Raw genomic sequence first — 25,159 nt, 5'->3', positions numbered from 1 at the left:
TATGCAAGGGACATCCGACAAAGATTATGGGAATGAGGCGATTTTGGTGTACGATTTACAGCAAGGTGAGGAAGCTGCCTATGCTTTTTTGATGGATCGGTACCATCATAAACTGTGTCTCTATGCCCATAGCCTGTGCAAGGACCATGATCTGGCCGCTGATATGGTCCAGAACGTGATGCTCCGTATTTGGAAAAAACGGGATCGACTTCGCACTGATTCCAGCGTCCGAAGCCTACTCTACCGCTCGGTGTACAATGAGTTCTTGGACCAGTACAAGCACCGTAAGTTCATCCTGAACCTGGAAAAGGAGTATATGACCGCTATAAGCACCCTTGTGGAGGATGATGAAACGAGTCTGGACCGTTTGATCCAGCATGTCCGACGGGAAATCGAGGACCTGAGCCCTAAGTGCAGGGAAATCTTCTTGCTGAGCAAAAAGGAGGGACTGACCAACAATGAGATCGCGGAACATCTCAACCTTTCGGTCAAGACGGTGGAGAGCCAGATGACCCGTGCTTATGCCCAGATCCGCAAAAAGGTGGGAGAAAAACTACAGGGGATTTTGTTCTTTATGTTCGGTCTGCCAAGCAGGATGCAGGGCAATTAGGGAAATTCCTTAAGGGTTCCTCGAAACCTGCCTTCGGTGATCTTCAGAAAATATTCGATGCTTTTTCCTCCCTGGGCCTTTGGAAACAGTTTGAGCGAAAAGTTACCGGTCACCGTTCCGTTGGATTCGTTATGGGACTCCAACACAAAAATGGCTTTTTCCGGTTCTTGTAGAGTGTATTGTGCCACGATTGCATCCCCGCCGAGGGTATCATAATAAAGCGCCTTTTCCTTTTCCACTGTATAGGCCCCAACTCCTTTAAATTTAGTCTTTACCATCAACACACCATTGTCGAGCCCTTTTCCAATGCCCAAGAATACGAGCGTATCGTTCTCCGTCAACTGTAGTTCAGTGCTTCCCTCCCAATGATTTTCATCCTTTTGGGCCACAAAGATGTTTTCCTGCAAAGCGGGAATGGAATTGTCGTCGGAATTACATGCAGCTATGAGCAGAAGGGATACAATGAACAGCTTTTGAAAACGTATGGGTTCCATGGGACTTTTTCCCTAAGATGTGTAGGTCTCGAATGGGTTGCTTTAAAGTTCTCCTAACCGGTGAAAATCGGATATATACGAATATTTTCCTACTTCCCATGGTGTTTTGCCCAATTTGGCTCATGGGAAAATAGCCTATCTAAAACATCTACACCATGCCACAAAAAAAATTTACCATCAAGGAATGGGGCTTTACCGAGCGGCCCCGTGAAAAAATGCTGCTCTTCGGGGCTGATGCCCTGACTAATGCGGAACTGCTTGCCATTTTTATAGGATCTGGTACACCAAGGGAATCTGCGGTCGGGCTTGCCCAGCGTATCCTAGACCGTTATAATGGGGATTTGGAACGATTGTCCCAGGTACCTGCCCATGAGCTCTACCATTTCAACGGAATAGGTCCTGCAAAGGCCATGACTCTCAAGGCTGCCTTTGAACTGCACCGTCGCAAAGGACTCCCGGTACAGGAAGATTATTCCCTGTTTGTCCTGAACGGAAGTGAAGATTGTGTACGCCTCTTCAGGGAATACAACGATGGGCGGAGCGATAGCACATCCTGGTTCCTCTTGGCCAATTCCAACCGACGGTTCCTTGGTCTTATAGAGCTTGTCGCCTATGTCAATGGACCCAATATCCCGAATCTACGAGACTTGCTCGATACCATCCAGGACCATAGTGCCTCTAAGTTGGTTTTTATCAGGAAAGTAAACCAAAGGGCTGCCATGCCCACTATCAAGGATATCGAGTTTTATGAACAGCTTCGGGTCACCTCCCAACACTTGGGTTTAGATCTGATGGATTTTCTGATGGTCTCCGAAACTTCGCATTGCAGCTTTGCCGATTTAAATCTGTTCCCGGGCCTTCCCTATCGCTAGGTTTCGTTTACCTGTAGCGGATGGTTGTCTTTGAGGACCAGTAAGATGGTATCATCATCTAATTTGAGATAGCCCATCTCAAAACAGAAAACATATTCATCACCGGCGCGGGTTCGGTATATATTGGTATAATAAGTGAAGTCAAATCCCTTTATCAAAAGCTCCTCCCGTTTTACTTTGGTGGTCCCGGAACTCCGCCAATTGAGTTCCTTGATAATCTGTCGGTTTTTTTTCAAAATGCCCACAATCTTGCGGACCAATTGGGAATGTCCTGCATTTTTGTTGTAGTTAAAGCTACTGCGGCAGTTGTCATCACAGAACTTTTTGTCCGAGCGTCCCTGTATGGGTTCGTTGCAATATAGACAATGCCTTTCCATAAAAATGCCTTCAACCAAAAATAGGGATTTTCAAGAATTGTGTCCCGTCCATTCCATTTGGACCGTTTTCTTTGGAAATAATAGCCTTGCAATGTCCTCAGGATTAACACTAGGTTGAATTCAATAGAAAATCGGCCAAAAATCACTTAAATATGTTAAAAATTGTTAAAATTAAGGCTTGTGTGCGTAAAGTGTGCGTTTTTGAAAAGAAAAAAGCCTCCAATTCCTTGGAGGCCCTATGAATACTGGTGATCGCGGAAGGATTCGAACCTTCGACCGTCTGCTTAGAAGGCAGATGCTCTATCCAGCTGAGCTACGCGACCTAAGTTTGCGGGTGCAAAGATACTAATGTCTTCGGTTGTAAAAAATATTTTTTTGATTTCTTATGTCCTTTACCCCCATTTCTGCCAATTCTCTAATGAAAGCCTATTTCTTTCAGTCCTTCATGGCTTATCTTTATCACTTCCATGGGTTTTTGGTCCCAAGTCCTATCCTGCTCCACAAAATATTTTACCATCCCTGAAGCTTCTTTTTGAGCCAAAATCCGTTTAAAATCGATGGTACCTTCACCCACGGGGGCAAACTTTCCCTCTTCATCCATATCCTTGACATGCCACGCCTTAAATCGCCCTGGATACTTTTCAAAATACGCAAGGGGATCGGCACCAGCCTTGGTTACCCAATACAAGTCCATTTGAAAGTTTACATATTTTGGGTCTGTATGCTCCAAAAGATAGTCAATGGGCACAATACCCTCTTCATTTCTCTTGTATTCAAAATCATGGTTATGGTACAACAACTTTAGTCCGACGGCCTCGCACTTTTTCCCCATTTGGGTAAGTATTTCTGCCAAATTGGAGACAGAGCCTTTCATTCCCATACTCTTGGTCTCCGAGTTATAGGTAAAAAGTCCCATTGGGGGCACTGGAATGACAAAGTACTCAAATCCAGCTTTTTTGGCAGCTGCCAGTTCCGTGTCAATATTATCTAAAGTAGCCGATGCCTGATGGGTACTTACAGGTTGTAATCCCAAGCTATTTAAATACGCCTTAAAATCCTCCGGGGCCATTCCGTAGTACTTTCCATCGCTGTAACCAGCAGCCTCCACGTAGGCATAGCCTGCCTCTTCCACTTTCTCCAAGGTTGCTTTAGCATCATCTCCCATATTATCCCTGACCGTATACAGGGCCAACCCCCCAAAGTTCTCTTGGGCATTTACGGTTACCGCTAAAAACAGCACAAAAAACGTAGATAGAATACCTTTGGCTGATTTTAAATCTGTTTTCATCATTGTATGTATAGATTAATTTCTGTTCAATATAGGGTTTTCCTGGGATTATTCCTGCCCCTGAATACTACGGTTGATTACCCAGGGTTCCCAATGTTTTCAAACGCTAAATGTTATTCAAAAAGAAAGCCAATAACAAAATTCTTTGCTATTGGCCTTACAGACTTATAGTGAGCTTATCCCTAAATTCAGAGTCCGCTCCGGATTTCCTTGATGTTCTTTAAGGTATCACTGACCAATGCTTCCAGTCCGGCATAATCTTGGTTCGCCAAAATTTGTTTGCTGATCAGTTGAGATCCCATGCCCACGCAAGTGACCCCAGAGGCAAACCATGCTTTCAGGTTGTCGGTTTCCGTGCTTACCCCTCCGGTAGGCATAATGCTGGTCCATGGTTGTGGTCCCTTTATGGCCTTCACGAAGCCGGGGCCATAGGTTGATCCCGGGAACAGTTTAATGATTTCCACACCAAGCTCTTCAGCCCGATTGATCTCCGTTAGACTGCCACAGCCTGGCGAATACATTATTTTTCTACGGTTACAGGTTACTGCAATGTCCTCTCGCAACGATGGGGTCACAATAAAGTTTGCCCCCATCTGTATAAAAAGTGAAGCTGCAGCCGCATCCGTAATGGACCCCACTCCCATGATCATGCCCGGGAGTTCGGCCAAAGCGTACTTGTTGAGTTCTGAAAAGACCTCGTAAGCAAAATCGCCACGGGCCGTGAATTCCAATAAACGTGCGCCTCCATCATAACAGGCTTTGAGCACTTTTTTCCCTAGTTCCACATCTGGGTGATAGAACAACGGAACCATACCCGTTTCCTGCATGACCTGTGCTACTTCCAATCTACTGTACCTTGCCATATATATCTTCTTCTATTCTAAATAATACTTGTTATCGGGCAACTCGTCCGGAAGCATCTCCTCCCATGAGTTTTTCCACTTCATCTACGGTTACCAAGTTCGCATCTCCTTTAATAGTATGTTTAAGGCAAGAAGCCGCTACCGCAAAGTCCAATGCGTTCTGATCATCTTCAGGATACTTAAGGAGTCCATAAATAAGGCCTCCCATAAACGAATCCCCACCCCCTACGCGGTCCACAATATGGGTAATCTGATACTCACTGGATTTGTACATGGTTTTTCCGTCGTACAAAACTCCTGCCCACGTGTTGTGCGAGGCAGATATTGATCCCCTTAGGGTAGTGATTACTTTTTTGGCATTGGGGAAACGCTCCATCATTTGCTTACAAACCGACAAAAAGGCTTCGGCCTTTACATGTTCACCCTGGGTAGTGATGTCCAATCCTTCTGGTTTGATTCCAAAGTGCTTCTCGGCATCTTCCTCATTACCCAATACAATGTCGCAGTATGAGGTCAGTTCGGACATGATTTCCTCACGTTTGGCATCGTCACAGTACTTCCAAAGTTTTGCTCTGTAGTTAAGGTCTGTGGAAACCGTTAGTCCCAATTTTTTTGCGGCTTTAACGGCTTCAATACAAGCATCGGCAGCTCCTTGGGAAATAGCGGGGGTAATACCTGTCCAGTGAAACCATTCGGCTCCTTCAAAAACAGCATCCCAATCCACCATGCCTTTGGTGATCTCGGCCATGGCCGAATGGGCACGGTCATAGACCACTTTACTTCCCCTGCTCACCGCTCCGGTTTCCAAGAAGTAAATCCCAAGACGGTCTCCACCAAACACAATATGCTCGGTGCCAACGCCTCTTTTTCGCATCTCCATAAGGGCACATTCCCCTATATCGTTTTTGGGAAGCCGTGTCACAAAATCCACAGGAACCCCATAATTGGCCAAGGAAACGGCCACATTGGACTCTCCTCCACCATACACCACATCAAAACTACTTGCTTGCGAAAACCTTAAAAACCCTTCAGGGGCCAATCGCAGCATAATTTCACCAAATGTCACAACTCTTTTCATTCCTTCTACTAATCGTATTATTTGTTTGTTATTGTTTAATTTAATCTGATTTCTTACTCTTTATCTTCCTCAACTTCTTCACCTTCCGGAAGTCTTTTGTGCCAGTACGAGGCCAATATAGATCCCGTGATGTTCATTAACGGACCAAATACGGCAGGTGCAAGTCCCATGGTGGCAATTTTACCCAAGGAGTTTGCAATACCCGAAGCCAGTCCGCCATTCTGCATTCCCACTTCTATGGATATGGTTCTGGAATCCCTCTCGGACATGCCCACAAGTCGTGCGAACCAATAGCCCAAGGTATATCCAAAAAGGTTATGCACCAATACCAATAGCATCAGCACACCACCTATATCCAATAGACTGTCCCTTCCGGCAGCAGTGATCACCACAATGATCAATCCTATACCCAACATGGAAATTATGGGCATGGCCTTATCCAACCATTTGGCTCCATCGCCTCTTAGTTTGTTGAACAACAAACCAGCCCCAATGGGCAAGATGATCATTTTAACAATGCTCCACATCATACCCAATACATCTATTTCGATGAATTCCCCTGCCAATAGTTTCATCAACAAAGGAGTGACAAATGGGGCCAAAAGCGTAGCTATGGACGTAATGGTAATGGAAAGCGCCAAATTTGCTTTGGCCAAATAGGCCATTACATTGGATGCCACCCCACTGGGTGAACAACCGATCAATACAATACCAGCGGCAATCTCAGGCGGAAAATCGCTAATGGTAGCCAATAGGAAACCCATAACCGGCATAATGGCCAATTGGGCGGTTACCCCTACCAAAACCCCTTTTGGAGTTTTAATGATTCCCACAAAATCGTTGACGCTCATGGAGGTTCCCATACCAAACATGATTATCTGGATCAAAGGGATGATCAATCCTGTTAGCTTGAAGTCACCTATATAGGTGAAATATTGGGGATAATACAAAGCCAATGTCACCCCGGCAAATATCAAGGCCGTGAACACATTGCCATTCAAAGATTCGTACCCACTGAAACCATAGGCACAAAAAACAAATATGCCAATGATCACGAGACCTGCACTAGGTAAATTACCCGTTGCGGCCATGCCTATGGCAATAACCAGCAAAAGCAGGGAAATCCCCAAGGAAATTGAGTGTTTATTTAATTTTTTCAAAAGTCAAGTTTGTTTTGGTTATTCTTATGTACAGTTGTTGTTCCCTTAAGGAACGCTTGCCTATAATTTAAAGGCTTGTCTGGCCAATAATTGCCATTCCCCACTTTCGGAGAGTTCATAGATCTGCATGTTCCCTATCTTGATTTCCAAGGGTTCGCCATCTTTGGTGGCACTGGCCAAAAAGATGTTACGCACCACTGCGGTATTGCCCGATAGGGTTATGGTCTGCTCTGGTCCGGTCACTGATTGAAAATCAAAAGGGCCATTGAGCACATCATCGATAAAGGTCTCTTTGTCCTGTACCAATCCACTGGAGTGGCCATAGGTCATTTTATCCGAGCAAAGCTTTTCCAGCACCTCACGGGTTGGATTTTCCAATGCCTTGTTAAATTCCAAAACCACAGCTTCCACGTCCGATACTTTAGGCGCAGGGGCTGCGGATTCAACCACTGTTATTGTCTCTTCCTGTTTCTGTTGGGCATCCCCGCAGGAAGCTAGGGATAGCAACAGGGCCATTGCCGAAAGGGCAATGGCCGTACTATTTTTTACAGTCATAAATGTTTATTAGTCTTTTATCTTCTCTACCAGGTCCTTTTACTCAAGACCTTGTCCAGTTCTTCCCTGGTCATTTTACCAAGTTCAGGCTTTCCTTTTAGCCATGTGATAAAATCACTTTTGATTTTATCGGTCCATTGGCTATCAATTTCACCTGTGGTGTATTTTTTGGTTTTTATCATCTCAAAACCGAACACATCCTTTAGGGCCACAAACTCTGCCGTGGCCACAACTTGTTCGGCCAAATGGGCCGGTACAAAAAGGACACCTTCCTGTTTGGCGATCACCAAATCACCGGGAAGCACTATGGCAGCACCCATACGGATAGGCACATTAAGTCCCATGGTTACCATTTCCTCCAAAAAAGAAGGATGGAAATCCCGTACAAAAGCATTGAAACCTTGCAATTCTTTGACGGTTTCCAAATCCCTTGCACTTCCGTTGAAGACCACACCGTTGCCAGATTTGCTAAAAATTGAAGTGGCCAAAGTAGCACCCATAAGTGTACCGGCATCAATTTTACCGAAGCCATCCGCAACATAGACATCTCCCTGGGTAAGCATATCGATGGGCCAGGAATTGGTATTCCCTTTTCTGCCCTCGGCATGTCCACGTGCCTTGATGTTGGTTTCAACATCGGGTCGGCTTGGCATGTACATGGCCGTTAGCGCACGACCTACGACGGCAACATCGTCATGGATCATTTTCCAATTCCCTTCGAATTGGTTGGTATACCCTTCGTTATTGAGAACGGTCCAAGCATCGTCTATCCCAATTTTTTTGGCTCTCTCCACAATATCATCCGGAATGCGTGGACGTCCGTCAGGAAAACGTTCGCCTTTCCACTCCGAAGTCAAGAAAACCAATTCTTCTTTTGGGATTGTCTGACCCTTCAGACCTATTGAGATAAAAAATAAAAATACTATAGCAATGTTCAGTTTGAACATATGTTTCATCATATTTAAGTTAATCGTTTGTACTATTTGTTTAGTCCAAAGCAGCTATACAGTCAATCTCCACCAAGGAATCTCCAGGTACACCACCGTACGTAGCCACAGTAGTTCTTACAGGAGGATTGTTTCCAAATCTACCACGGTACACCTCGTTCATGGCGTGATAATCATTAAGGTCTGCCAAATATACATTCACCTTTAGCACTTTATCCATGGAGGAACCGTTCTTTTCCAACTCCTTTTGGATGTTGTCCAAAACAATTTTGGTATGCGCTTTTATTTCGAAAGGTTCAACGTGTGCCCCTTTACCTGCAATATACAAAGTGTTTCCATGTTTTACAGCTCCAGAGAACAAAGGAACATCTTGGTCGGTCACAATATCACCAACTATTTCTTTTTTAGCTTTTTCTCCTCCGGTCATGGCTTTTGCAGCGGCTGTTGCCCCAACTCCAAATAGAGCTGCCAATCCTACTCCAATTCGCTTGAATGATGATCTTCTTGATGTTTGATTTTCCATATTACAATGTTTAAAAATGATTTAAGGTTTGTTTATTTTTCTATTATATACATTATTTTAAAGACTAGGTAGCCAAGGGCGGGCCTCCCGGTACATTCAATTTTTTACGATTTTGCCTGTAAGATACCTTTTTGGCAGAAAACTTGGCTGTTAAATATTCCCCAAGGAATACGGAACCGCTCAGCTCTCCATTGGAAATCTTACCCGTGAACCAAAAACTGATACCATTTCCTGGAATCCTGAAACTGCTTCGGAGTACCACTTCGTCCCCTTCGATCATACCGATCATGTCCTGACTGCCGTTTTCGCTGGTATGCGTACCTGATATCCAGTTACCATCCTGCTCCAAGAAAAATTTATGGGTACTGTTACTGGTAAAGTATTTTACATCGGCTTCCCAATGGCCTGAGATATCTTCGCTTGGAGATACCATTTCATCTGAAATTGGCTCTCTCTCTTGTGAAAGTATCTCATACAATCTATCCGCGACCACTTTTGCATTTCCTGGACGCATTTGGCTAGGGGTAATAGTGATGGCACTACTGTCACCCCTGCTCCCACCTCCAATGGCGATCCTTGGTTTGGTTCGGGCCACGATCTCGGCCACTTCCTCTCCAGTGATGTTAAGTTTGTCCGGATCCCATTTTAAAATCAATCTAGGGGTCCTATTGTTCAAACCTTTGGGCAAAGTCACTTCAGGAGTAATTCCATCAATTTTGGTCAATTTGGAAGAAATCTCGTCCATCCAACCCAACCAGGTCTGCCATTCCTTATCATGATCTCTGGTTGTCCAAGCCTCAACAGCGGCCAACATTCCCAACATCTCCTCTTTTCCTACTTTGTTGTCCCTTCCCGGTCCATGGTGTGGCGAGCTGGCCTGCCATGCTGCCATTAAAAGATCCTTGTCTCCCAATAACAACCCGGCACACTGTGGTCCGCAAATGGCCTTTCCTCCACTATAGGCAACCACTGTGGCCCCACGCTCCAAGTGCACACAAGGAATGCTCAAATCTTCCGCAGCCGCATCGGCCAAGATTGGAATGTTCTTTGGCTTGGCAATTTCGCTGATCACTTCCAACGAAAGTGGTTTTCCTGTTTCATTGTCATCCCCTGTCATGATATAGATCATGGCCGTTCTTGGGTTGATGGCCTCCCGTATTTCCTCTGCCGAATTCACGGTAATCACTTTTACCCCAATATTTCGGATAGCGTGATCGTAGTAGTTTCGTGAACTTCTTGGGATAATAACCTCGTTCTTTTCAAAATCATCAATATGGGGTATCCTGATCAGTTTTTCTGGGTTACCACCGGTTACACAGGCGGCAGTAACGTGTTTCATCCCTGCAGCACATCCTGCAGAGACCATTCCCCAATCTGCCTTGGTAATTTCAGCCAAACGACGGCCAATACCTTCGGCCAGCTCATCGTATTGTACAAAGTACCCAGATGCAGCCTCTATGGCCTCTATCACCTCTGGACGTTCCGTAGAGCCTCCCAATATGGTAAAAGTTCCTCTACAGTTTATAATGGTATCTATTCCCAAGGATTCATAAATGCTGGGGCCTTTGGATGACTTGGTCATCAATGGACCTGTAACACTTCCCAATGTACCGCCAAGCATTGATTGGCTGGCCATTAGGCTTCCCGCTACAGGAACAACGCCTAATTGCTTGATTATTTCCCTTCGTTTCATGCTCATGTCTTTACGTATTAGTTTGTTTTAGTTTGGTCATTTTTATTTGTCCCATTCTTTACTGGACAATCCGTTAAGGTCATACACTACCCTACCGTCCTTTAGGGTCACCTCACACTGAAACTTTTGATCTCCCATCATCTTTTCATTCTTTGTGTCCACAAATCCAAATTCTCCTTTTTCAATGCTAAGAATAGCCACATCGGCAATGGCACCAACACTCAAATGTCCCAAATCGGTCCTCTTGATGTACTGGGCAGGGTTCCATGTGGAAACGGCAATTATTTCCGCTACCGGCATATCCATGTTCAAAAACTTGGACATAATGTTCGTCATATCCTTCATACCACCATTCATACTACCAATGTGCAGGTCAGTACTGATGGAATTGGGCTTGAAACCTTGCTGCATGGAAGGAACTGCCTGTGAAAAAGCAAAGCTTCCGCCACCATGGCCTACATCAAAAACGATTCCTCTTTTTTGGGCTTCAAAAACAAAAGGCTTCACCTTTCCTTGGTCATCAACCACTCGCTCCCTGCTACCCAATGAGGCGTAGGCATGTGTAAAGATATCCCCGGGTCTCAACTTTTCCATGAACAGGGTCTCTATGGACAACATGGGTCTGCTTCCTCCAAAATCGATCATTACCGGTACATCGGCCATGGTTCCTGCTTCAACAGCTCTTTCGGTTGGGGTCCATTCGAATCCTGAATAGTGGGCCAACTTTACCCCTACCAATTCCTTGTATCTTCCAACGGTCAAGGCAGTCATTTTTGGATCCATATCGTTGACGTTCTGCTCGATCACGCCACCTTTCATACCGGAGCCCACAATGTTCAAAAATGCCAATACCCTGGTCTTGGATTCATCAATGACATTTTTCTTGAAAACCTGAAAGTTTCGCCATCCTGCACTACCGGCATCCACAACGGTAGTTACACCGCTTCTAAATGTAAAGTTATCAGGGGCCACACTGTGGGAACCTCCACTGTACATTGAATTCTCTTCGGTTCCGAAGAAAACGTGTCCGTGAAGGTCAATAAGTCCCGGAGTGACCAATTTGTCTTGGGCATCGATAACTTTTTTACCCTTCTTGGCCGATATGTTACTGGAAACCTCAGCGATTTTTCCTTCTGAAATGGCCACATCCATTTTCTTGTTTATGCCATTTTTGGCATCGATAAGCGTTCCGTTCTTGATCACCAAATCATATTCCTGTGCCTGAACGGCCTTTGAACAGAACAAAACTGCCAAAGCAATAAGTGCGTACTTTAATTTATGTATTTTCATTGTATTATGAGATTATGTTATTCTTTTCTTTCTTTGATCATTTGGAATGCCCTTCCTGGACTCTCCACAGTGAAGGTCTCCACATTTCCATTATCCTGAAGGGTAATGAATGCCTGGGTTCCCTCTTCACCGCCAAATGCAATATTGGAAGCTTTTTTACCTGTCAATGGAATCTCCTCAAGGATTTCCCCTGTTGTTGTGGATATCTTGGCAACGGTACCTTTTCCGTGGCGGGTCACATATAAATTTCCATCCGCATCGGTGCGCATACCGTCCATCCCAAAATCTTCAAATTTGGTCAGCAAACGTTTGTTGCTGATTTCCCCTTCCGGAGAAAGATCATAGGCCCATATGTTTCGCTGTACGGATTCGTTCACATAAAGTGTTTTGTTGTCCGGGCTCACTTCAATACCGTTGGTGGTTCCCATATCCCCTTCGAGCAAGGTAAAGGTCCCCTCTTTCACTCTCCAAATCTGTCCTTTTGAGTTGGCCCAATCAGGGTCGCTGGCAAAGATGATATCATTATCCATAATGGCGATATCATTCGGTTGGTTCAATTCGTCATTGTGGGCATAAACACTGATCTCCTTGGTGTCCATATCCACTTTTAGCACATTGTGCATGGTATAATCCGCAATGAACATATCCCCGGCACTGTTAAACCGGATACCGTTGCCAATACTCCCTTCGGGAAGGGTCACAAACAGCGAGGCATTCCCCACAGCATCCACTTGACCAATGGTACCCTGCTTTTCAAAATTTACCACATAAAGGATGCCATTTGCGTCAACAGCAGGCCCTTCTATTCCTCCGGTAAAACCTGATGGTTCTGTAAAAACGCTGCTCTGATACAATGTGGATTCTTCTTTAGTACTGTTTTCCTGTGCTTCGGATACTGACTGACCGTTTGATTTTTGCTTACATGCTGTGGATAGCAACACCAAACATACCGTCATCAGCCTAAAGTTACGGAAGGGATTGCAAACGCCCATATTCTTAATAGCCATTGTTATACGATATACAGATTTCATAAAAAAAGTGGTTTAATTGGTTATCCCTACGGTGTTTCGTTGGCCTTTCTCACCTTAGCCACCTCTTCTGGGGTTATTTTTGAACCTTTGTTTCCAAAGTTACCACGCACATAGGTCAATATACCCGCAATCTCTTCATCTGTAAGTCTATCCAACTTGGGCATTACGTTGTTATAGGACTTTTCGTGTACAAATATTTCCCCGCGAAGGCCTTGAAGCACCACATTGATCAAACGCGTCTTGTCTCCTAAAATCCACTCTGCATCATCCAAAGGTGGAAAACGATCGTTACCCAAACCATTTCGTTGGTGACATACGGAACAATAGGTGTTGAAAAGCTTTCCTCCTTCGCCTACATTTTCATCACTATACTTATCTTCGCCATCATTCGGCTTAACCACCAAGTCTTCGAACTCAACCGGGGTTTTAATGTTGGAAGCCGTTCTTTTGCGCTCTTCCATCCCAGCCAATTCAGCTTCACCGAATTCCTCCTTATCCCCTTTGTACATGATTCTCCAAATCTTACCTTTTTCGGAATCCGATACATACAAAGAACCGTCGGGTCCAACGGCCAGCCCCATAGGACGGTACATTGCATCACTGGTGTTCTTGATGATTTCCTGTTCGGCAAAGCCATCAGCAAATACTTCCCAAGGTCCTGTTGGAATTCCGTTCTCCATAGGAACAAATCCAACAAAATAACCTGTTTGGGGGTATGGGGCACTACTGGTAGAACCATGGAAGGCTATAAAGGCACCATTCTTATATCGCTCTGGAAATTGATCTCCCTCATAGAACATGATATCGTTTGGTGCAAAGTGCCCAAGAAAACCAACAACAGGGTCGGTCAATTTGTCCACATCCTCTCCTTGTTTTTCGCCATCACCGCCATACTCGGGATTAAGGAAATAATCTCCTTTGATTTGGTCATAGTAATGGTATGGCCATCCCGCATCGTCTCCATCCTTAAGTCTCACAAATACTTCCGAAGGCAATACAGAACCTTCCCAAGCCGTAAACTTATTTGGCCATGTGGGGTGCATGTAATCCCTTCCGTGCACCACGGCATATAGGTTATTGTCTTGATCGTTCCAATCCATTCCCACAACGCTTCGTAGACCCGTAGCGAATTTTTCTCCATCTTCCTGAAACTGGTTCAACTTATTGGCATCAAACTTCCAAACCCCAGCTCTATCTTCCAGTATGGGGCAAGGGAACATTCCCGGGGACAATGGTGATCTATCGTCCACTTGACATACATCAGAAGGAGCTCCATACACCGTGTACAAATTTCCTTCTTTATCAAAAGCGATTGGCTTGGTATCATGTTGTCTTGGGGGTTGCCTATCTGTCAGGATCAATTCAAGTTCAGTATCGGGTACCAACTGGTCCGTTAATTTTTGGCGATAAATCCTTGTTACCGAACTGAAATATAGATATCCATTGTGGATACGCATTTCGGTTCCGTAACTACTGCGGTCTATGTAATCATCGAATGTTTCAATGATATCGGCCTTACCGTCATTATCGGTATCCCGAAGCGCAGCATTTCCTCCTTCATCATTTGGGAATCTTAACTTTACGTAAATATCGCCATTGGTATTTACGGTAAGGTGCCTAGCCCTTCCTTTCAAGCTGTCCACAACGGACACCACCTCAAATCCATCCGGAACAAAAAGACCAGCATTGTCCGGGTCTCCGGGGGGCAATCCACTGTCCTTTGGGGCGCATTGTACAAGAAAAATTGCGGCGATCGCACAAAGTAAGGGATACGCAAAAACACGCCTTTTGTTAGCGTATTTAAAGTTTGGTTGGCTAGTTTGGTTCAAAAATTTACTCATTTTAGTCAAGGGTATTACTCTATTGTTTGGTTTTAGTTTACTTAAGTTTAGTTTTTTATCTTTTGTGTTGCGGCAATCATTGCTTTTAGGGTGTTTACCACTCCTGCACTGGCCTCATCCGGCTTTTCACTGTAATAATTCTCCATAAAAGAATCTGCGGACGACCACACTGTATGCATTACCCCCAAATATTTCCCAGCCATTTCAGGGGTTGAATTTTGTTTGAAGGAGTTCATCATTTCCACTTGCTCTTCGGCCACATTGGGCCTACGCCATGGACAGGCAATCACCTGCAATCCGTTCATGGCAAAATAGGCAGGTGTGGGAATGGCCTTCTCGTAATGCCAATCGCAAATGACCACAGATTTTGAAATCATCCCCACTGCACTCGCCGTATTGTTATAGCTTCCCTCCCACATTCCTATTCCAGAATCGGTACCATCGATAAGACGATCGCCCCAAATCCATAGTTCCTTGCCACTACTCTGTAAATGATCGCTTATTTTGTTCACTTCCCCTGCAAAAAGCATGGCAGGGTCTTTTCCTTGACATCGAGGACAATCTGGATGCGCCAGATAAAACACTTCATCCATACCGGCATGAAAAGCGTTGGCTTCAAAAACCTCCATAATCTCATCCACTATATCAAAAACAACATCATGTACTTTGGGATGCAACGGGCAATAGCTTTTGCAATACAGCCTATCCGCATTGGGCCACTCATATTTTTCCGGAAGCTTTACCTTTGGGGTCTCGTCAAAATCTGGGTAGGCCTCCAAAAGTTTGCTCAAATCACTATGCCAGGATTGATGTCCCAAAAGATTTACCTGTGGAATCAAATTGATGTTGTGTTTTCTACTAACCGCCAGCAATTTCTTGACATCTTCCTTACTCAAGGGATTCTCATCCCTAAGCTCCGGCCTGGACTCATAGGCGTAATTGTAATCCACCCTCAGCACAAGGGTGTTGATTCCACCGGGAGCCAGTTCGTTTTCAATGAACTTTACAAAATCGTTTACTTTATCCTTGGATGGGGCCGCTATACAAAAACCTCTCACTGCAAATGGGGATTGCCCAAAACCAAAAGTCGTGGCAAGCAGCAAAATCAGCACTATTGTTTTTCTTCCCATGATTCTATCTTTATAGCTTGAGTTTAATTCCTTTTTTCTCCAACCATCCCGTAATCGCCACCACAAGCAGTGCAAATACCATGGAGCCCAAAAGTCCGATTACCCCAGTATTCAGAACATCTGGCAATGTAAAGCCAACAAATGTCCGTAATGGATAAATAATGTACGGTAACATATAGCACGTCAATGTTGCCGTTCCTGCCGGAGCAATGATCTTGGCCCATTTTGTTATTTTCTTCTTATCTGCGATATAGTGCAGAACCGCAAAAAGGATAAAACCCATGGCAGAGCACACTGCCAACCATGAAGGTGTTGCCCTTAACTTGGAGATTCCCCATATTGGCCGGGTACCCAATGCATAAACAAGACATATAATTCCCAACACTGTGAGAATCAGATATACCTGTTTTAAACTGGTTTTGACATATTTTTCAAAAATCAGTGAAGCCAAAATCCCTGCAGAAGTCAGCCCGGGTATGGTACCACCAACAACAGTTGAAAAATATCTCAACCCTCCATTCAACTCCAAAGAAAAATCGGTTTGCGCCAACACTGAAAGGACATTGAAAAGTATCCAAACCGCAATCATTACAGCAAAATTTCCCCTTGCATACAAAAAGATAAGGGCATTGGCCAAATAGGCCCACCCAATCAATCCCAAAATACCCCACCATTGTGGCCGCATCCAATGCTCTCCGTCTGCACCTCCTTTATAAATCAAGGCCAAAAACAAGAATATCAGTACCCCAAAAATCTGAAGTGGAAGATGCCATTTTTTAGGAATTGGGCTTCTTTTGTAATGGGTCCATACCAAAAATACAGCAAAGGCCATCAGCATGCACCAAAGATATTTTCCAATTATCATGCCTTCACTAAATGCGGTTTCGTAGTTCACCATGAAGACCCCTATGAAGAGTAAGGAGAACGACCTTATCAAAATATGCTTTGCAATGGATGTGCGCGTGTCCCCTTTCTTTAAGCGATTTTTGATCGCAAAAGGAATACTAAGCCCCACTATAAAAAGAAACAAGGGAAAAATAATATCGGAAAAGCCCAAATAGTCTTCACTTGCCTTGGCATGCAAAAGCCATTTTGGAACATTATCCAATGTCCAAAAGTCGTTTACCCATATCATAAAAACCATGGTCAACGCCCTCAGAATGTCTATTGAATTGAGTCGCATATTAGTTTCCGTAGGCCTTATATCCTTTTGAAAAATTTCCCAAGTTTATTACACCCATATTATAAGTACGCACGAAACTTTAATAACCCTATATTTTTTTGTGATTTTTAATAAAAAATCTTCATATATATAATCCTGCAAGCTATTAAATTTTCGATTTCCTTGGATTTAAATTGCAAACAATTGTTATTTTTTCAAAAGAAAGCCTTCAAAAAAAGAATCCTCTTTGAAAGCTCTTAATATCTTATGAATCCATTTGCCTTCGAATTCCATTATTCAAGATATAAAACAAAAAAGCGGGCGAGAAAACTGGCTTTCCCGCCCGCGGCTTCAAACTTAACTCAACTTAAACATGTAAACTCTAAAAATTAGGGGCGCCAGTATCCCACCAAAGTCTAGTGCCTCCATTGTCGGGACCGCCCAATTTGGAAACGGCTCCGGCAACGCCTTCGGCATTGGTAGAAAGTTCACTATCCACAAATGGGATTCTTCGGATTTGAATATCCGTATCTATGGTTCCTGGGCTTTGATTGCTCACTACCGGGAAAATTTTGGGGTATCCGGTACGACGGAACTCGCTCCACGCCTCTTGTCCATCAGGGAATACCGCTATCCATTTTTGGGTAATGATCTTTTCCAATTTGGTTTCATTGTCATCAGCACCATCCCAAGCAATGGTTGCATCGGTAAGGGCATTGATATTGTTGGACGGGTACACTGGGTCCACATAATCTGCAGGCACGGAAACGTTGTCCGATATATAATCATCAGCGCTGCCAACACCTCTCTGTTCAAAGGAAAGGGCAATTCCCATCTCATAGTTGGCCTGGGCATCACCAGCACCACTCCATCCCCTCAAAGCAGCTTCCGCTTTTAGGAAAGCCACCTCAGCAGCCGTCATTAGTTGTGCCGTGTACTGGGTCAAATCGTCATTGATTACCGCAAATCTTACATAGTCGGCCTTTTGGGCCGATGCATCCGCATATCCATCCAACAAAGGCAATCCATTCCTGATTCCTTTAAGTGTTCCGGGAACAATGGGTTCTGTTTCCGAATCCCCTGGGTTCACTTCCGAAAAATAGGCATTGATACGAGGATCGTTATATCCACCCATAATAGACTCCATGGATGCGTTCATACGGGTATCCCCCCAAGAATTATCAATCTGGGCCAACGGATGGCTATTGGTACTGGTCACAAAGAATCCATCGTCATTGCCGGCCATTACACCCAGCGGATGACTCAAGGCTTTTTCACCTTGCAACTTGGCCTTTTCAGGGGCTACTTTGGAAATTCTGATAGCGAGCCTCAACCGCAAGGAATTGGCAAATCTCACCCACTTTGAATAGTCCCCTCCGTAAGCGAGGTCGAACGCCGAAAATCTTGGGCTATCGATATCCGCCATAAGATTATCCACGGCGGTATCCAAATCGGCAAAAAATGCGTCATAAGCCTCCTCTTGTGAGTCATATACCCCAGCATTGTCCAAATCACCGAAATTGGTATACACAATAGGACCAAAAACATCCGAAACCCTATGCATGGCCTCTACCTTCAAAATCAAGGATACCGCATAAAGGGTTGGATATTCCCCTTGGGTAAGACCCTCAATGTCCTTGACATTGTTCATGACATTGGAATAAGGAACGGACCAGATGGTATTGTTCCAACCACTCACCAAGTTATAGGTCGTGTTATTGGACCCATTCTGAAAAGGGTTTGGAGGGGTCAAATATCCTGCGTAGGCATCGGCATTCAAGTTTTGCTGAAGCTGGTATTGCCACCCGGGATTGAAAATATAGATACTTTCAAACACGGGCTTATATTTGGATCCCACATGTTGAAAATCCCCTTCGAGTTGCTCTTGGGTGATTTCCCTTGGGTTTTTATTGAGTTCTTCAAAATTCTCAGTACAGGACGTAGCCAAAAACCCTAAAGTAGCTGCCAAAACGCCCAATCTATATATATTTTTCATGAGTTTTTTTTAAAAAGTTAGTTTTACGTTTAGACCTGTGCTCCTTGTGGAGGGAAGACCTAGAACATCCACTCCCTGAAGTGCATTGCCTGTACTTAAACTGACATTGGGGTCATGTGGGGCATCTTTGTAGAAGAAGAACAGATTGCTTCCCACCAAGGAAGCGCTCACATTGCTGAAGAAAGATTCTTCTCCCAAATCAAAGGTGTAGCCCAACGCCAATTCGGCCAACCGTACATTGGTGGCACTGTAGACGTATTCACCTGTAAAACCATTCCTTCCACCTGCCGCACCGTAGTATTGTTGTGCCGTCCAAGTTTCTGGATTACCATTGATATCAACTACTTCGATGGCTCCATTGGCTGTCTCACGCGCAGTGTTGTTGCTCAAGCCTTCCACAGCAGCTTGGGTCATACTCATGGTCTCACCACCAAACTTCCCATCAATCAAAAAGTCAACACTGAAGTTTTTATAGCTGAAGGAGTTGTTCCACCCCAAAGTAAAGTCTGGGTTGGCGTTACCCACTTTTTCCAAACCTTCGATAACATTGTCGGAGTTTTGGTCATTTTCCACCAAACCACCATCAACTACAACAGGTCTACCCTGCTCGTCCCTTTTTACCACTCGGCCATAGATGTCCCCAAAGGAACCTCCTTCTACCAAATAGGAAGCAAAGGAATTGTTTCCTGCCCCGGAAAGGGTAAAGTACGTAGGCTCAATAAGTCCATCGGCAACCGTACCGTCATAGATGCTTTCCACTACGTTCTTGTTTCGTGCAAAGTTCAATGTGGTCTTCCAACGGAAATCCTCACTTTGGATAGGCGTAGCAAAAACCGTGGCCTCAATACCCCTGTTTACGATCTCTCCTGAATTCAAGCCTGCATTGGGCGCCCCAATAACCGCAACGGAAGTTGGGAAGGGGAAATATTGGTTAACGGTCTTGGTGTTGTAGTACCCCACATCAAAGCCCAAACGATTATTGAAAAATCTCCACTCTGTACCCAATTCAAAAGACTTCTGCTTTTCTGGCTTAGGGGTGGTTCCAGGGAAAGGTCTGATAGGATCGGTAGGACTGATTCCATTACCAAACAGAATGGTCCTGTTGGGATTGATCTGGTTAGGGGAGAAATCATTCCCCACCTCGGCATAGGAACCCCTTACTTTGGCAAAAGAAATCTTCTCGCCAAAATCAAACATCTCGCTCAACACACCTGTAAGACCTACGGACGGATAGAAAAACGAATTGTTCTCCGGTGGCAAAGTGGATGACCAGTCATTTCTGGCCGTAAGATCGATAAAGATCTTTTCATCATACCCGAAAGTGGTGCTCGCAAAAACAGAGTTTATCTGTCTGTTCAATGACGTTTGCGATAGTGCTACCTGCGAATTGGCATTAAAGTTTTGAAGGGTAAACACATTGGCAAATTGAAGCCCTCCCTGTGATCCTGAGTCCGCATTAAGGATTTCAGTGGTATTTCGTTTTACACTACCCCCAACATTGGCGGTAAAGGAAAGGGTTTCGGTGATATCGTAATTGATATTGGCTATAATATCACCATACAACTGACGGATATCTTGCTTATTAAAGGTGTAGCTACCGTTCTCATGGGCCAATGTAGCCTGTGTGGAAGCATAAGCCTTGCGCTCAAAATCCAACAAGGATTGATCATAGGTCCCTCTGGTCTGGATAGACAACCAGTCATTGACCTTGAAATTCAAGTTCAAGGAAGCCAACAACTTTCTGTTCGTATCTTCTCTTGGGTTCCTGTAGACAATCCAATACGGGTTTTGCTCAATATCGGACAACGGTCTTACCCAACGCTGCACCTGAATGTTCCTGTCTGGGTTGTACTCCTCAAAATCGGCATAATCCGATAGGCGTCCATCGGCAGTTGGAAACACATAAGTCCCCACCAAAGGATTGAAATAAAATCCTGAAACAGCCCTATTGCGTATTTGTTGGGTAGATGCCATAATACTGGCATTCATGGTCAACACATCATCAAAAAACTTGGCGGTTTCCCTTAAGTTAATGGTATGTTGCTTTAGCGTGTTATCTGGAAGAATCCCCGAAGCAAAGCTGTTGCTATACGAGAAATACGTCTGTGCCTTTTCTGTTCCACCGGACAAGGACACGGAATTGATGTTGTTTACACCTGTTTCCAGAAAATCATCAACATTCTGCTGTGCTGCATCACTAAAATCAATCATGTAAGCAGCCCTATCCACCGTAATGTTGGATGAAAAATCCACTTTAAAAGTACCATCCCGGCCTTTCTTGGTAGTAATCAATATTACCCCGTTAAGACCCGCATTTCCATAAAGTGCCGATGCGGAAGCACCTTTCAATACGGTCAAGGACTCAATATCGTCCGGGTTGATCAGGGAAAGGGCGTCTCCACCGTCCCTACCACCACCAAAGGTGCTCGTAGGCTGAGACGCTGTTGGGTTACTCAAAGGCACACCATCCACTACATACAAAGGCTGGTTGTTGCCAAAAGAGTTGTTACCACGCAAGGTAACCTTAACCGAACCCCCTACCCCAGATGAACTTCTGGTAATGGCCACACCGGCCACCTTACCGGACAAGCTGTTCATAGGGTTGGTCTGTTTTACCCGGTTCAATTCATCAGAATCGATATCCTGGGCCGCATAAGTCAAAGACTTCCTGGTTTTCTGGATACCCAGGGCGGTTACGATCACTTCGCTAAGCTGATTGGCATCCTCCACCAAGGTAATATCGATGGTTGATTGACCATTGACAGGAATCTCTTGGGTTTGAAAGCCAATATAGCTAATGACCAAAACGGCATTGTCATCCACAGAGATGGCATAATTCCCATCAAAATCGGTCTGGGTACCATTGGTCGTTCCTTTTTCAATAATATTCGCGCCGGCCAATGGAATTCCCTGTTGGTCCAAAATAGTACCGCTCACTTGTTGCTGCAAGCGTTCTACCGTTTCCACTTTTGATTCCTCGACCTTAACTTCTGATTTCTCCCTCTTCCGAACCACAATGGTGTTGTTTGTGGTGAATTCATATGTAAAATCTATAGGGGTAAGCAACATGTCCAGAAGATGTTTTGCTTTTACAACACCTTGTTTTACTGGAACTTCCGGAGCATCTTCCAACAAGTCGTTCCTATAAATAAATTTATAGTCGGCCTGTTTGTTCATAAGTTTGAAAACCTGTTTTGCACTGAGCATTCGATCCTTGGCGATCAAAATGTCGGCGTCTTGGGAAAACCCTTCTTTGGGTCCCAAGGCAAAAGCCAGCGTGCAAAATAAAAAGGTAAAAGTTTTCATCAGAAACTTTAGGAGCCGAAAACCTGTTTTAGATCGGCCCAAATTCAAGTTAATTTTCATAAATTAGCAATTGGTTTAGTTAGACATAGTTTTAATTAATCCGCTGAGGACAAAGGCTATTACGGTGGAATGTGTTAGCCTTTTCCTTTTTTTATGCAATCAGCATTTCCTTACATACTGTCCTATTTTATATGTACAGTTTTGTTTTTTACTTCAAATTTGACCTCGCCTTGGCTTGCCACACCAATCAATGTCAAGATATCGTCAAATGATTTGGTCCTTTCCAATATTCCTGTAAAATTGAAATCCTTGCGTTGGGCCGACTCGAATATTACATCAATGTCATACCACCGCGAGAGCACTTTCATGATCTCGCCCAAGGACTCCCCGTCAAAGATGAACACCCCATTTACCCAAGAGATGGCCTGGGAGGCATCCATATCAATGACTTCTATTTGGTCCAAGTTTTTCTGGATTCGTGATTGTTGATTGGGACGAAGCGTTTTTCTGGAATTTCCTTTTTCCAATGCAATCCTACCTCCTACCAAGGTGGTCACGATCTCATCATCATCCTTGTAAGCACTTACATTGAATTCGGTACCCAAAACACTTATCGTCTGATCATTGGACACTACACTAAAGTCTGAACCCTTGTTTTGGGTACTTGGTGTAACCTCAAAATAGGCCTCTCCATACACAAGCTCTACCTCGCGGGTCTGCCCCTGGTAAAACGTCACGGGATACTTTAACTTGGTCTCGGAGTTCAACCAAACTTTTGTGCCATCGGACAATTGAAGATAAAACTGACCTCCCCTAGGTATGGTCAGGTAATTGTACAAAACATCATCCCCTTCATCTGTCCGCTCATGCGTTCCATAAACAATCTGCTCCCCATTGCTCCGCATGGTACCCTTTTGAAAGCTTTTGCCCTTTTCCAGCGCCACTTGGTCCCCATTTTCCAAAGTGAGCACCGCCTTATCGGAACCGATCACAATTTTATTGGGTACACTTACAGTCTCTTTCTTAAAATAACGGCCACCAAAAATCAGTCCGATCGCGAGCAATATGGAAGCGGCAATGGAGATTTTGGTGTATACATGAAGTCTACTCTTTCTTTTGTTCGACTTCACTTTCTGTTTTATGGATTCCTTGGCTTTATGTAGGTCGTAATCTGCCATGCAACTCGTTGTTAGGTAGTGGATTCTAACTAAATTATTAAAGATTGTGATATTGTTTTGGTCACTCAACCAGTCATCCAACTCCTCCAATTCCCTGCGATTGGCTTCCTTGTTGAGGAACTTGATGATTAAGTTATGCCCTTGGGTCGAATTCATGCCTTGCAATTATTCTTAAATACGTGTGAAAGTTTTTTGACCCTGTATTTTTTTATGATTTTTTTTATAATTTTTCGGGCGAAAACGATAAAGTAGATGGAAAATTATCAACCTCTAAATGGACTATACCGACAATAATTACCTTTTGACCAAAAGGTTGATCAAGGGTGACGAAAAGGCTTATGAATACTTGATGGACACCTATTACCAAAGACTTTGTGCCTATGCCTATACCCTTACCAACGACCATGGAAAAGCAGAGGATATTGTACAAAATGTCTTTGTAAGAGTTTGGACAAAGCGAAAAAAGCTCAATCCAAATTTTTTGATCAAAAACTTTTTATATAAATCCGTTTATAACGAATTCATTGATGAATACCGGAAGAACAAATCTGTTCTTTATCTAGAGAAAAAATATCTGGAGGCCATCGACATCGTTGTGGAAAAGGAAGAAGATAATCTTGAGGAAATCATTAGATTGGTAAATCTGGAAATCAACAATCTTCCCACAAAGTGTAGACATATCTTTCTACTCAACAAAAAAGAAGGTCTCACACATACTGAAATTGCGGATCATCTTGGAATTTCCATAAAGACCATTGAGGCACACATGACCCGCGCCTTCAAGATCCTTGAGAAAAAATTGGGCCAAAAATACGAGACCATTTTCTTTCTCATGTACAATGCCTAAAGTCAAATTGAACACCAAATATACTATTGAACATTGCTTTCCGATTTCATAAAGTAATCTCAGGAAGACTAGGGACATTTGCATTCCCAGCCTCTAACCGAATAATTAATCAAAACCGCATAACATCCTTTTAAACCATGAAAAACGCAAAACCCATTGCACTACTGTTCTGCTCTCTTTTATACCTATCCTGTAACCAAAAGAAAAAGGAGGAGAAAAGTACCGTACCCACTGAAACAACCCAAACCATGACTGAGAACAAAACTGAAGAACTACCAACACTTACCATAAACAAGGAATCCTTTACCGAATTGGGAGACCTTCATTTTAAACACAGCGTTGGAGGAGAACCCATTGAAGAGGAAACCTTGGTAATGGTGAAATACGATGACGAATTTCTGGAAATTAAATTTGAATGCAGGGATAACCCCAGAATGGACCAGAACCATTTTACGGAAGACAACACCCCTATGTTCACTCAAGAGGTCTTTGAGCTCTTTATAAGCAAAGGGAAAGAACCCATGGAAGACTACGTGGAAATTCAATTAAACCCCAATAATGCCATGTTTCTGGCCACCATACACAACAATTTCAAGGGTGACGGGAAATTCAGCTCGGAGCATTTGGACCCCAACGCCATGGGCGTGGAACACAGCGCTTCCAAGGACCAAAGTACCAATACATGGAGTGGTCACATGAAACTTCCCTTAAAGTTGCTACAATACCCTGAAAATACGCCTGACAACGTGTACCGATTAAATTTTTACCGGATCATTTCCCAAGAAGACCATACCGAGAAAGATTGGAGAAACAATGCCGAAAACTCGACCTTTGCCTGTTGGAGTTCCACTATGGCAAAAAGACCCGCTTTTCACAGACCAGAATACTTTGGTTACATGGTTCTTGAATAAAATGGCA

At 44.0% G+C, this 25,159-nt stretch carries 22 protein-coding genes and 1 tRNA gene; 4 read left to right on the top strand and 19 right to left on the bottom strand.

Annotated features, from left to right (window positions below; all coding sequences use genetic code 11):
- Window position 1: 1 nt before the first annotated feature.
- The gene (locus DN53_RS16050) at window positions 2–610 is read left to right on the top strand and encodes an RNA polymerase sigma factor (protein WP_129655927.1); all 609 of its coding nucleotides are present in this window, start codon (window positions 2–4) and stop codon (window positions 608–610) included.
- On the opposite strand, the gene DN53_RS16045 is transcribed toward DN53_RS16050, so the two are convergent.
- Window positions 607–1,104, bottom strand: a complete 498-nt coding sequence (locus tag DN53_RS16045) for a hypothetical protein (RefSeq protein ID WP_129655925.1) — start codon at window positions 1,102–1,104, stop codon at window positions 607–609. The two genes, DN53_RS16050 and DN53_RS16045, sit on opposite strands and share 4 nt — an antisense overlap.
- Window positions 1,105–1,259: 155 nt before the next feature.
- Here DN53_RS16045 and DN53_RS16040 point away from each other — a divergent pair, with 155 nt between their 5' ends.
- Window positions 1,260–1,976 (top strand): UPF0758 domain-containing protein, encoded by a 717-nt coding sequence (locus tag DN53_RS16040; protein ID WP_129655923.1) that lies wholly within the window; start codon window positions 1,260–1,262, stop codon window positions 1,974–1,976.
- On the opposite strand, the gene DN53_RS16035 is transcribed toward DN53_RS16040, so the two are convergent.
- From DN53_RS16035 to DN53_RS15950, 18 genes are all read right to left on the bottom strand, one after another.
- Window positions 1,973–2,353 carry a DUF2116 family Zn-ribbon domain-containing protein gene (locus DN53_RS16035; protein ID WP_129655921.1) on the bottom strand — a complete coding sequence of 127 codons (381 nt, stop codon included), beginning with the start codon at window positions 2,351–2,353 and terminating at the stop codon, window positions 1,973–1,975. The two genes, DN53_RS16040 and DN53_RS16035, sit on opposite strands and share 4 nt — an antisense overlap.
- Window positions 2,354–2,599: 246 nt before the next feature.
- Window positions 2,600–2,676, bottom strand: a tRNA-Arg gene (locus DN53_RS16030).
- Between the two features lie 92 nt (window positions 2,677–2,768).
- Window positions 2,769–3,641, bottom strand: a complete 873-nt coding sequence (locus tag DN53_RS16025; RefSeq protein ID WP_129655919.1) for a sugar phosphate isomerase/epimerase family protein — start codon at window positions 3,639–3,641, stop codon at window positions 2,769–2,771.
- Between the two features lie 188 nt (window positions 3,642–3,829).
- Window positions 3,830–4,504, bottom strand: a complete 675-nt coding sequence (locus DN53_RS16020; protein ID WP_129655917.1) for a bifunctional 4-hydroxy-2-oxoglutarate aldolase/2-dehydro-3-deoxy-phosphogluconate aldolase — start codon at window positions 4,502–4,504, stop codon at window positions 3,830–3,832.
- A gap of 31 nt (window positions 4,505–4,535) precedes the next feature.
- Complete coding sequence (locus tag DN53_RS16015; protein WP_129655914.1) at window positions 4,536–5,582, bottom strand: sugar kinase; 1,047 nt, start codon at window positions 5,580–5,582, stop codon at window positions 4,536–4,538.
- Window positions 5,583–5,635: 53 nt separating this feature from the next.
- A complete protein-coding gene (locus DN53_RS16010; RefSeq protein ID WP_242502198.1) occupies window positions 5,636–6,742 on the bottom strand; it encodes a bile acid:sodium symporter family protein in 1,107 nt (368 codons plus the stop codon).
- A gap of 60 nt (window positions 6,743–6,802) precedes the next feature.
- Window positions 6,803–7,297 (bottom strand): nuclear transport factor 2 family protein, encoded by a 495-nt coding sequence (locus DN53_RS16005; RefSeq protein ID WP_129655912.1) that lies wholly within the window; start codon window positions 7,295–7,297, stop codon window positions 6,803–6,805.
- A 26-nt stretch (window positions 7,298–7,323) separates the two neighbouring features.
- On the bottom strand, window positions 7,324–8,244 hold the full coding sequence (locus DN53_RS16000) for an RraA family protein (RefSeq protein ID WP_242502191.1): 921 nt from the start codon (window positions 8,242–8,244) through the stop codon (window positions 7,324–7,326).
- 40 nt (window positions 8,245–8,284) lie between these two features.
- Window positions 8,285–8,767 carry a RidA family protein gene (locus DN53_RS15995; protein ID WP_129655910.1) on the bottom strand — a complete coding sequence of 161 codons (483 nt, stop codon included), beginning with the start codon at window positions 8,765–8,767 and terminating at the stop codon, window positions 8,285–8,287.
- A gap of 64 nt (window positions 8,768–8,831) precedes the next feature.
- Window positions 8,832–10,460 (bottom strand): aminotransferase class V-fold PLP-dependent enzyme, encoded by a 1,629-nt coding sequence (locus DN53_RS15990; protein WP_129655908.1) that lies wholly within the window; start codon window positions 10,458–10,460, stop codon window positions 8,832–8,834.
- Window positions 10,461–10,502: 42 nt separating this feature from the next.
- On the bottom strand, window positions 10,503–11,750 hold the full coding sequence (locus tag DN53_RS15985) for an amidohydrolase/deacetylase family metallohydrolase (RefSeq protein ID WP_129655906.1): 1,248 nt from the start codon (window positions 11,748–11,750) through the stop codon (window positions 10,503–10,505).
- A 17-nt stretch (window positions 11,751–11,767) separates the two neighbouring features.
- Window positions 11,768–12,781 (bottom strand): SMP-30/gluconolactonase/LRE family protein, encoded by a 1,014-nt coding sequence (locus tag DN53_RS15980; protein ID WP_207211133.1) that lies wholly within the window; start codon window positions 12,779–12,781, stop codon window positions 11,768–11,770.
- Between the two features lie 26 nt (window positions 12,782–12,807).
- The gene (locus tag DN53_RS15975) at window positions 12,808–14,490 is read right to left on the bottom strand and encodes a PQQ-dependent sugar dehydrogenase (RefSeq protein WP_242502190.1); all 1,683 of its coding nucleotides are present in this window, start codon (window positions 14,488–14,490) and stop codon (window positions 12,808–12,810) included.
- Window positions 14,491–14,669: 179 nt separating this feature from the next.
- The gene (locus DN53_RS15970; protein WP_129655902.1) at window positions 14,670–15,752 is read right to left on the bottom strand and encodes a family 20 glycosylhydrolase; all 1,083 of its coding nucleotides are present in this window, start codon (window positions 15,750–15,752) and stop codon (window positions 14,670–14,672) included.
- 10 nt (window positions 15,753–15,762) lie between these two features.
- The gene (locus tag DN53_RS15965) at window positions 15,763–16,935 is read right to left on the bottom strand and encodes a heparan-alpha-glucosaminide N-acetyltransferase domain-containing protein (RefSeq protein WP_129655900.1); all 1,173 of its coding nucleotides are present in this window, start codon (window positions 16,933–16,935) and stop codon (window positions 15,763–15,765) included.
- A gap of 361 nt (window positions 16,936–17,296) precedes the next feature.
- Complete coding sequence (locus DN53_RS15960; protein WP_129655898.1) at window positions 17,297–18,910, bottom strand: RagB/SusD family nutrient uptake outer membrane protein; 1,614 nt, start codon at window positions 18,908–18,910, stop codon at window positions 17,297–17,299.
- 9 nt (window positions 18,911–18,919) lie between these two features.
- Window positions 18,920–22,216, bottom strand: a complete 3,297-nt coding sequence (locus DN53_RS15955; RefSeq protein ID WP_242502188.1) for a TonB-dependent receptor domain-containing protein — start codon at window positions 22,214–22,216, stop codon at window positions 18,920–18,922.
- A gap of 182 nt (window positions 22,217–22,398) precedes the next feature.
- Window positions 22,399–23,550, bottom strand: coding sequence for a FecR family protein (locus DN53_RS15950; protein WP_129655895.1), 1,152 nt, complete (start codon window positions 23,548–23,550; stop codon window positions 22,399–22,401).
- A 118-nt stretch (window positions 23,551–23,668) separates the two neighbouring features.
- Here DN53_RS15950 and DN53_RS15945 point away from each other — a divergent pair, with 118 nt between their 5' ends.
- On the top strand, window positions 23,669–24,241 hold the full coding sequence (locus tag DN53_RS15945) for an RNA polymerase sigma factor (RefSeq protein ID WP_129655893.1): 573 nt from the start codon (window positions 23,669–23,671) through the stop codon (window positions 24,239–24,241).
- A 137-nt stretch (window positions 24,242–24,378) separates the two neighbouring features.
- Window positions 24,379–25,152: a carbohydrate-binding family 9-like protein gene (locus DN53_RS15940; RefSeq protein WP_129655891.1), complete on the top strand. Its 774-nt coding sequence runs from the start codon at window positions 24,379–24,381 to the stop codon at window positions 25,150–25,152.
- Window positions 25,153–25,159: the final 7 nt, after the last annotated feature.

This window comes from Flagellimonas olearia (genome assembly GCF_004150225.1).
Taxonomy (GTDB): Bacteria; Bacteroidota; Bacteroidia; order Flavobacteriales; family Flavobacteriaceae; genus Flagellimonas; species Flagellimonas olearia.
This window is presented reverse-complemented; position numbering and strand designations above follow the sequence as displayed.

Excerpts from the sequence above, each read along its gene's own strand:
- DN53_RS15970 (WP_129655902.1), bottom strand. The coding sequence starts at position 15,752 with ATGGGAAGAAAAACAATAGTGCTGATTTTGCTGCTTGCCACGACTTTT.
- DN53_RS16040 (WP_129655923.1), top strand. The coding sequence starts at position 1,260 with ATGCCACAAAAAAAATTTACCATCAAGGAATGGGGCTTTACCGAGCGG.
- DN53_RS16035 (WP_129655921.1), bottom strand. The coding sequence starts at position 2,353 with ATGGAAAGGCATTGTCTATATTGCAACGAACCCATACAGGGACGCTCG.
- DN53_RS15945 (WP_129655893.1), top strand. The coding sequence starts at position 23,669 with ATGGACTATACCGACAATAATTACCTTTTGACCAAAAGGTTGATCAAG.
- DN53_RS15960 (WP_129655898.1), bottom strand. The coding sequence starts at position 18,910 with ATGAAAAATATATATAGATTGGGCGTTTTGGCAGCTACTTTAGGGTTT.
- DN53_RS15985 (WP_129655906.1), bottom strand. The coding sequence starts at position 11,750 with ATGAAAATACATAAATTAAAGTACGCACTTATTGCTTTGGCAGTTTTG.
- DN53_RS15965 (WP_129655900.1), bottom strand. The coding sequence starts at position 16,935 with ATGCGACTCAATTCAATAGACATTCTGAGGGCGTTGACCATGGTTTTT.
- DN53_RS15955 (WP_242502188.1), bottom strand. The coding sequence starts at position 22,216 with ATGAAAACTTTTACCTTTTTATTTTGCACGCTGGCTTTTGCCTTGGGA.
- DN53_RS16045 (WP_129655925.1), bottom strand. The coding sequence starts at position 1,104 with ATGGAACCCATACGTTTTCAAAAGCTGTTCATTGTATCCCTTCTGCTC.
- DN53_RS16020 (WP_129655917.1), bottom strand. The coding sequence starts at position 4,504 with ATGGCAAGGTACAGTAGATTGGAAGTAGCACAGGTCATGCAGGAAACG.
- DN53_RS16005 (WP_129655912.1), bottom strand. The coding sequence starts at position 7,297 with ATGACTGTAAAAAATAGTACGGCCATTGCCCTTTCGGCAATGGCCCTG.
- DN53_RS15990 (WP_129655908.1), bottom strand. The coding sequence starts at position 10,460 with ATGAAACGAAGGGAAATAATCAAGCAATTAGGCGTTGTTCCTGTAGCG.
- DN53_RS16050 (WP_129655927.1), top strand. The coding sequence starts at position 2 with ATGCAAGGGACATCCGACAAAGATTATGGGAATGAGGCGATTTTGGTG.
- DN53_RS15940 (WP_129655891.1), top strand. The coding sequence starts at position 24,379 with ATGAAAAACGCAAAACCCATTGCACTACTGTTCTGCTCTCTTTTATAC.
- DN53_RS15995 (WP_129655910.1), bottom strand. The coding sequence starts at position 8,767 with ATGGAAAATCAAACATCAAGAAGATCATCATTCAAGCGAATTGGAGTA.
- DN53_RS15980 (WP_207211133.1), bottom strand. The coding sequence starts at position 12,781 with ATGAAATCTGTATATCGTATAACAATGGCTATTAAGAATATGGGCGTT.
- DN53_RS16015 (WP_129655914.1), bottom strand. The coding sequence starts at position 5,582 with ATGAAAAGAGTTGTGACATTTGGTGAAATTATGCTGCGATTGGCCCCT.
- DN53_RS16000 (WP_242502191.1), bottom strand. The coding sequence starts at position 8,244 with ATGTTCAAACTGAACATTGCTATAGTATTTTTATTTTTTATCTCAATA.
- DN53_RS16025 (WP_129655919.1), bottom strand. The coding sequence starts at position 3,641 with ATGAAAACAGATTTAAAATCAGCCAAAGGTATTCTATCTACGTTTTTT.
- DN53_RS15950 (WP_129655895.1), bottom strand. The coding sequence starts at position 23,550 with ATGAATTCGACCCAAGGGCATAACTTAATCATCAAGTTCCTCAACAAG.